The 7,401-nt window shown below is 71.7% G+C and carries 6 protein-coding genes; all 6 read right to left on the bottom strand.

The genetic code is table 11. The features are described from left to right. Positions 1-51 precede the first annotated feature (51 nt). On the bottom strand, positions 52-2,217 hold the full coding sequence (mrdA, locus tag MXD58_RS15870; RefSeq protein WP_250609462.1) for a penicillin-binding protein 2: 2,166 nt from the start codon (positions 2,215-2,217) through the stop codon (positions 52-54). After that, positions 2,214-2,756 carry a rod shape-determining protein MreD gene (gene mreD / locus MXD58_RS15865; protein WP_248838879.1) on the bottom strand — a complete coding sequence of 181 codons (543 nt, stop codon included), beginning with the start codon at positions 2,754-2,756 and terminating at the stop codon, positions 2,214-2,216. The genes mrdA and mreD overlap by 4 nt, the downstream gene beginning before the upstream one ends. Positions 2,757-2,762: 6 nt before the next feature. After that, entirely contained in the window at positions 2,763-3,722 is a 960-nt protein-coding gene (gene mreC, locus MXD58_RS15860; protein ID WP_248838880.1) for a rod shape-determining protein MreC, read from the bottom strand. Between the two features lie 259 nt (positions 3,723-3,981). Further along, positions 3,982-5,013, bottom strand: coding sequence for a rod shape-determining protein (locus MXD58_RS15855; protein WP_101835586.1), 1,032 nt, complete (start codon positions 5,011-5,013; stop codon positions 3,982-3,984). A gap of 444 nt (positions 5,014-5,457) precedes the next feature. After that, complete coding sequence (ndk, locus tag MXD58_RS15850) at positions 5,458-5,871, bottom strand: nucleoside-diphosphate kinase (protein WP_248838881.1); 414 nt, start codon at positions 5,869-5,871, stop codon at positions 5,458-5,460. 128 nt (positions 5,872-5,999) lie between these two features. After that, on the bottom strand, positions 6,000-7,401 hold a 1,402-nt coding region (locus tag MXD58_RS15845), incomplete at its 5' end, for a glutamate ligase domain-containing protein (RefSeq protein WP_250609460.1).

Below are 7,401 nucleotides of genomic sequence, written 5' to 3'. Positions count from 1 at the left end.
TTTCCCGCCGAACCCGGGCGAGGCAGCCATCCAGCAGAACGCGGGCGGCGGCTACGTCAGCCGGCGAGGTCGATGGCGAGCGGCGGCGGTGGGCGAGCCCGACTCCGGGACGGCCGGCACGGAGGGGCTCAGCGTGCCGACAGCCGGTGCCGCGGCGATCGTGCCGTCCGCGTTGATCCGGGGCAGCGCCGCCGGGGGCTTGCCGCCGGGCATCGCCGCCGGCTGCCCAACGCCGTAGATGGCCTGGTAGATCCGCTTGGCCACCGGCCCGGCGTACTGGGCGCCCTGGCCGGAGTCCGGGATTGTCACGACGACCGCGTACTGCGGGTCGTTCGCGGGGGCGAACGACGCGAACCAGGACGTGTCGCCCTTGCCCTCCACCTCGGCGGTGCCGGTCTTCGCCGCGATCGGGATCTGGGCGGTCGGCCAGTCGGCGAAGATGCCGGTCGCGGTGCCGCCGGGTTCGGTGCTGACCCCGAGCAGCCCGCTGCGGATGTAGGCGAGGACGTCCTGGGACACCGGCACCGTGCCGGTCTTCGTGGGCCGGAAGGTCCGCACGACCTTACCGTCGGGCGAGATCGCCGCCCTGGCCAGCATCGGCTTCCACACCGTGCCGCCGTTCGCGACGGCAGCGTAGGCCTGGGCCAGCTGCAGCGGGCTCACCGCGAGGTACTGACCCTGACCGATGGCGAACTGGGTCGCGGCACCGGCGTTGTAGAGGTACCCGTCGACGCAGGCCTCGGCGGCGTACTTGCGGAACCGTTCCGCCTTGACCGGGTCCGTTTCCTCCGGGTAGCCGTTCTTCGCCCGCCGGCAGTACGAGTCCTTCAGCTCCGCCCAGATCGCCTTCGCCCCGGCCCGGTCCACGACCGACCCCTTCGTCTCCCCGGGCAGGTCGATACCGGTGGCCTTGCCGAAGCCCATGGCCTCGGCCATCCTGACGAAGTACTCCTTGGGCGGCGCGTAGGGACCGCGGCCGTTGCGCAGGCCGCCGTCGGCGAGCCAGGCGTTGTAGGCGAACTGGTCGAAGATGACGTCGCAGGAGATCACCAGCGCCTGGTGCAGGGTGATCGGCCCGGCGGACTCGCCGTCAAAGTTGTGGAAGGTCTGGTCACCGATCTGCAACGTCTGCGCGCAGGGGTACTTCTGGTCGGGCTGCCCACCGAGGTCCTGCAGGACGGTGGCGGTCGAGACGATCTTGAAGGTCGAACCGGCCGCGCCCGAACCCTGGTAGGCCCGGGAGAGCAGCGGAATGCCGTTCGCTGGGTTGGACAGCCCCTGGTAGTCCTGTTCGGACACGCCGCCGACGAACACCGACGGGTCATACGACGGCAGGCTCGCCATCGCGACGACCCCGCCGGTACGCACGTTGAGCACGACGGCGGACGCGGTGCGCGCGCCCCCGCCGAGCGAGTTGATCGTGTCCTGCAGGGCCTGCTCGGCGGCCTGCTGGACGCCGAGGTCGAGGTTGAGCACAAGATGGTCGCCGCTGGCGGGCGCGGTGGTGGACGCGGTGCCGGCCACCCGGCCGAACCTGTCGACCTCGAGGCGCTCGACCCCGTCGACGCCACGCAGCTCGTCGTCGTAGGTGCTCTCCAGCCCGGAGACGCCGATGAGGCTGTTGAGGTGGTAGCCCTTCTCGTCGCCCTGCCGGTCGAGCTGGTCCTGGGTCACCGGAGCTAGGTAGCCCAGCTCGTGGGCGGCGAGCGAGCCGTGCGGGTACTCACGCACGGCCTGCAGGTCGGCGGAGACGCCGGGGAAACGATCGGGATGCTCGATGACGGCGAGGGCCTGCTGCGGGGAGACGTCCTTCGCGACCGGCACAGGCTGGTATGGCGAGCCGTTCCAGCAGGGCTGTCTGACCTGGCCGCCGCAGAAGCGAATGCGCCGGGTCAGCTCGTCGGCCGGGCTGCCGATCACCGAGGCCAGCCGGGCCAGCACCGCCTTGCCCTGGTCGGCCTGCCGGTCCGTGATCGACCGGTTCACCGAGATGACCAGCGAGGTGCGGTTGCGCACGAGCGGCTGGCCGCGGTCATCGAGAATCATGCCGCGGGTCGCGGGCGTCACCACCTCGCGGACCCGGTTCGTCTCGGCCACCTGCCGATAGTGGTCGCCGTCGAGGATCTGCAGCACCCACAGCCGGGCACCGAGCGTTACCAGCAGCGACAACACCAGGACACGGAGCAGCAGGACGCGGATCCGCATCCGATCATTCATCGGGCGCTCCGCCGTCGGTTCCCGGCCAGCCTGCGCGAGCCGAGGAGTAACGCCGGGTACACGAACGGGGTGACCAGGGCTGCGTAGACGCCGGTGACGATCGCGCGGGTGAACGCCTCGCCGCCGGTCAGCGCCGCCTCGCCCAGGATCGAGGTGATCGCCACGTACGCCAGGGTGCCCAGCACGCTGGCTCCGCCGATCACCGCCAGGGGGACCGCCACCGACCGCTGCGCCTCATTCATCACCAGGCCAACAGCGTAACCGATCAGACACAGAACGAGAGCAGACTGACCGAGGACATGACTCGATGCCAGATCGGCCAACAAGCCGACCACAAAGCCACTGATCGACCCGACCAGCGGCCCCTCGATCAGCGCGATCGCCGCCAGCAGGGTGAGAACGAGGTCGAGGCGACCGCCGGGAAGGTCCAGCCGGGCGACGACGGAGACCTGCGCCACCAGGGCGAGCACGAGCAGCCCGATCGCGGCCGCGAACGTGCGGACCCGGATGGTCTCGGCGGAATCGAACATGTCCAGCATGCCGGTTCAGCCCGCCCCGCCCTGGGCGGCTCCTGGCGCGGCCGCGCCAGGAGTTCCTGACGGCTGCGCCGAACCGGACGGCGCGGGAGTGACGGCGGGCGGCGGCTGGGCCGCGACCGGGCGGGGGGCCAGCAGCCGGTCACCCGGATCGGCCGGCGGCCGGCCGACGACCACTCCGACGAGGTCCAGGGAGCCGACGGACACGTACGGCCGGACCTCCGCGGTACGGGACAGGCCACCGACGTCCGTCACCTTCGTGACCTCGCCGATCGGGACCCCGGCGACGTAGTCCAAGCTGCCGAAGGTCACCAGACGGTCACCCTTCTGCACCCGGAAGGACGCGTCGTACAGGGTGAACACGAGCGAGCCCGGGCCCTGCCCACCGGCCACGGCACCGAGCAGCTGGGTGCGCTCGAGGCGGGCACCGATCCGGCTGTTCGGGTCGCAGGCCAGCCGGATCACCGCGGTGTGCGCGGTCACAGACGCGACCGTGCCGACGAGGCCGTCGGCGTTCAACACGGTCTTGTCGACGGTGACGCCGTCGTCGCGCCCCGCGTTGACCGTCACCGTCCAGTCCGTACCGGTGACGTCGCCGATCGCGATCACCTTCGCCGGGATGATCGAGTACTGGCCCCTGTCGGCGAGCAGGCGCAGGCTGGCCAACTCCCCCGCCAGCCTGGTGATCTGCTTGTCGTCGGCGAGCTGGCGGCGTAGCTGGGCGTTGTCCTGGGTGAGGCGGTCCGCGCGGTCGTGGTAGCGGTTGGGGTGGGCCAGCGAGGAGACCGTGCGACCGATCGGGCGGACCACCGCGGTCACCCCGTTCTCGACCCCGCCGAGCGCGGAGTGCACGGCCCCGCGGACCCCGGTCGCCGCATGACCCGTGCGGTAGTCGAGCGTGATCAGCGTGAACGCGACGACGAGCAGAGCGGCGATCACCAGGCGGGTTCGCCTCGTGTCACGCCCCACAACGGCCTCCGAAGAAGATCTCAGGTCCCGCGCCGCCAGGAGGCGGGCGCCGGGCGGCAACGGACGACGGCCCGTGCCCGCGACGGGCTGACAACGGCCGGGTCACGACAGGCCGAGGGGCCGGGCACAGCCCGTGGCCCGTCGCTTCGGTCGGACGATCGGTATCGCCGCGACGTTCCCGGATCTGACACGAACTCCCCATTGCGGCGATGCCAGCCGGAATGACCCCAGGTGGGGCCGGGGAGACCGGCTCGACGTGCTACCGCCGCGGCTCGGAGATGAGTACCTGCTGAAGCGCCTCGAACTCCTCGACGCACTTGCCCGAGCCCATGGCCACGGAGTGCAACGGGTTCTCGGCGATGTGGATCGGCATGCCGGTCTCGTGGCGCAGCCGCTCGTCGAGCCCGCGCAGCAGCGCGCCCCCGCCGGTCAGCACGATCCCCCGGTCCATGATGTCACCGGAGAGTTCCGGCGGGCAGCGGTCGAGCGTCACCTTCACCGCGTCGATCACCGCGTTGACCGGTTCCTCGATGGCCTTGCGGATTTCCTCCGCCGTCACCACGATCGTCTTCGGCAGGCCGGTCACGAGGTCGCGGCCGCGGATCTCCGCGCTGGGCTCGTCCGGCACCTTGTACGCCGAGCCGATCGCCATCTTGATCTCCTCGGCGGTGCGCTCGCCGAGCATCAGCGAGTACTCCTTCTTCACATAGGAGATGATCGCGACGTCCAGTTCGTCACCGGCGGTGCGGATCGACTGGCTGGTGACGATGCCACCGAGGGAGATCACGGCGACCTCGGTGGTGCCGCCGCCGATGTCGACCACCATGTTGCCGGTCGGCTCGTGGACCGGCAGTCCGGCGCCGATGGCCGCGGCCATCGGCTCCTCGATGATGTAGACCTTGCGGGCGCCGGCCTGGTAGCCGGCGTCCTTGACGGCCCGCTGCTCGACCCCGGTGATACCCGACGGCACGCAGACGACCAGCCTCGGCTTGGCGAAGTGGCGCCTACGGTGCACCTTCTGGATGAAGTAGCGCAGCATCCGCTCGGTCGTCTCGAAGTCGGCGATGACGCCGTCCTTCAGCGGCCGGACCGCCACCACGTTGCCGGGAGTGCGCCCAATCATCCGCTTGGCGTCCGTGCCGACGGCGAGGATGCCGGAGGTCGTGGTGTTGATCGCCACGACGCTCGGCTCATTGAGCACAATCCCGCGGCCACGCACGTAGACCAGCGTGTTGGCAGTACCGAGATCGACGGCCATGTCACGACCGAGGAACGACAGCGAACTGGACATCGTCGGGTACCGACCTTCCCGGGGATGCGGTCCTGGCCGCCTCCGGCACGGCGACGGGAGTTGGCGGGAGTCACCAGGTAAGCGGAGTCACCAAGTAACGACAGACGCGTGGAGCACGGACAGGATTCGTGGAGCGGGCGGGGTCACCCGGTGCGCCCGCCAGGTTCCACCGCGGTGACCGAAATCGTCGACCACCGCGACGCACCGTGCACGCTCCGGGCAGGTACTTGAAGGGTAGACCGCCGAGCGGCCCTCCGCCGGCCCTGCCGACGGTGGGGGCGCTCGTGTCACTCTTGGCCCGGATCGACCTCGGCTGGGGGTGGATGAACCACGAAGCCGATACGCCCACCGTCGGCCGCGCCCCCTGCCGGAGCGTGGCCGACCTTGATCGAGTCACCCCGCGGGCAGGCGCCCGCGTCCGCCGTCACGCACCCGGCCCGGGCGTCAGCTCAGCCCGGGGAAGAACAGGTCGATCTCACGCTTCGCGGATTCCGGCGAGTCCGAGCCGTGCACGAGGTTCTGGCCGATCTCCAGCGCGTAGTCTCCGCGGATCGAGCCGGGAGCGGACTTCACCGGGTCGGTGGCACCGATCAGACCGCGGGCGGCCTCGACGGCACGCGGCCCCTCGGCGACCAGGGCGACCAGCGGGCCGGACACGATGAAGTCGACGAGCTCGCCGAAGAACGGCTTGGCGGAGTGCTCGCCGTAGTGCGTCTCGGCGACGGAACGCTCCAGCGTGCGCAGCTCGAGAGCGACCAGGGTGAGCCCCTTGCGTTCCAGCCGGCCGACCACCTCACCGACGAGGCCACGGCTGACGCCGTCCGGCTTGACCAGGATGAGGGTGCGCTCGGCGGACACGGTTCTCCTTCACGATCATCGACATCGTCGTCTTAGACGGGAACCCGTGGGCCCCTCGTCAACTTACAGGGTGCCCGCGACACGTTCATGGCCGGACCGGGCCACCTCGCGGCGCGCCTGGTCCCGCCTCAGGAGCCGAGCAGGGCCCTCGCCCGGCCCACGACGGGCGCCGAGCCGGTCACCAGCACGCCGGCGCCGCCCAGGTCGACGTCCTGCTCGGCCAGCCGGACCGCGTCGTCGATGGCGTCGTCCAGCCGCGGGGCCACCTCGACCCGGTCCACGCCGAACACGCCGGTGGCGACGGCTGCGAGGTCGTCAACGGACAGGCCCGCCGCGCCCGCCCCCGACGTGACGACGACAGCGGTGAGAACCGGCTCCAGGGCAGCCAGGATGCGCGCGGCCAGCGCCTCGTCGCCGTCGACGGCGACCACGCCGATCAATACCTCGAACGTGAACGCCTCGTCCAGAGCGCTCGCGAGCGCCGCGGCGGCGGCCGGGTCCCGGGCGATGTCCAGCACGATCGACGGCGAACTGCGCACGACCTCCAGCCGGCCCCGCCCGTCCACCCGGGCGAGACCCGCGCGTACGGCGTCCAGGTCGAGCTGGTTCTGGCCGCCACCGAGGAATGCCTCGACGGTGGCCAAGGCGACGGCGGCGTTGTGCGCCTGGTGGGCGCCGTGCAGGGGGATGAACAGCTCCTCGTAGGTGCCGCCGAGGCCCTTGAGCTCGACCATCTGGCCGCCGACCGCGATCCGCCGCCCGACCACGCCGAACTCCATGCCCTCCCGGGCGACGGTCGCGCCGACGCCGGCCGCCCGCCGCAGCAACGCTCGCGCGGCCGGCAGCGCCTGCTGGGCTAGCACCACCAGGGCATCCGCGTGGATCGCCGCGCCGACCCGCGCCGCGATCCGGTCGAGCCCGGCCGCCTGCGCGTCCTCGCCGCCCGGGTGATCCCCCGGGTCCAGCTCGGCGCCGGGGAGGACGGCGGCGGTGTCCGGGTAGGTGGACACGACGTCCTCCTCCCCTTCGCCGGGAACGGAGACCGGGGTGATCGCGGCCACCGGCGCGGCGAGCAGGTCCGCCAGGTCGCCGAGCTCGGCGCAACCGTCCCAGCCGGACTCGATGACCGCCAGGTCCACCGGAGCGTCGGCGAAGGCGGCGAAGGCCACCGCGGCGAGCAGCTCGAAGCCGCTCAGCGGCCCGTCGTCCTCCACCAGCGGCAGGTAGGGGGCGACGTCCGCGTAGGCGCGGCCCAGCACGTCGGCCTCGATCTCCGCGCCGGTCAGGCCCAGGCGCGCGACCGCGCCGAGCCAGTCCGGCGAACTCAGCGAGCCGGTCCGGATGCCGAACTCGTCGAGCAGCGCAGTGATCATGGCGACCACGGAGCTCTTCCCCACCGAGCCGGCGACGACGATGCTGGGGAAGGTCCGCTGCGGCTGGCCGAGCACGTCGAGCAGCCGGCGCAACCCGGGCAGACCCGGGCGCGGGCCGTCGCCCGCCCGCCGCGCGTACGCGGCGGCGAAGGAGGGC

It is taken from the genome of Frankia sp. AgKG'84/4 (assembly GCF_023242965.2).
Classification (GTDB): Bacteria; Actinomycetota; Actinomycetes; order Frankiales; family Frankiaceae; genus Frankia.
Note: the sequence above shows the minus strand (reverse complement) of the source record. Positions and strands in the feature narration are given on the sequence as shown.

Coding starts and splice junctions, on each gene's coding strand:
- mrdA (WP_250609462.1), bottom strand. CDS start 2,217: ATGAATGATCGGATGCGGATCCGCGTCCTGCTGCTCCGTGTCCTGGTG.
- MXD58_RS15855 (WP_101835586.1), bottom strand. CDS start 5,013: ATGTCCAGTTCGCTGTCGTTCCTCGGTCGTGACATGGCCGTCGATCTC.
- mreD (WP_248838879.1), bottom strand. CDS start 2,756: ATGCTGGACATGTTCGATTCCGCCGAGACCATCCGGGTCCGCACGTTC.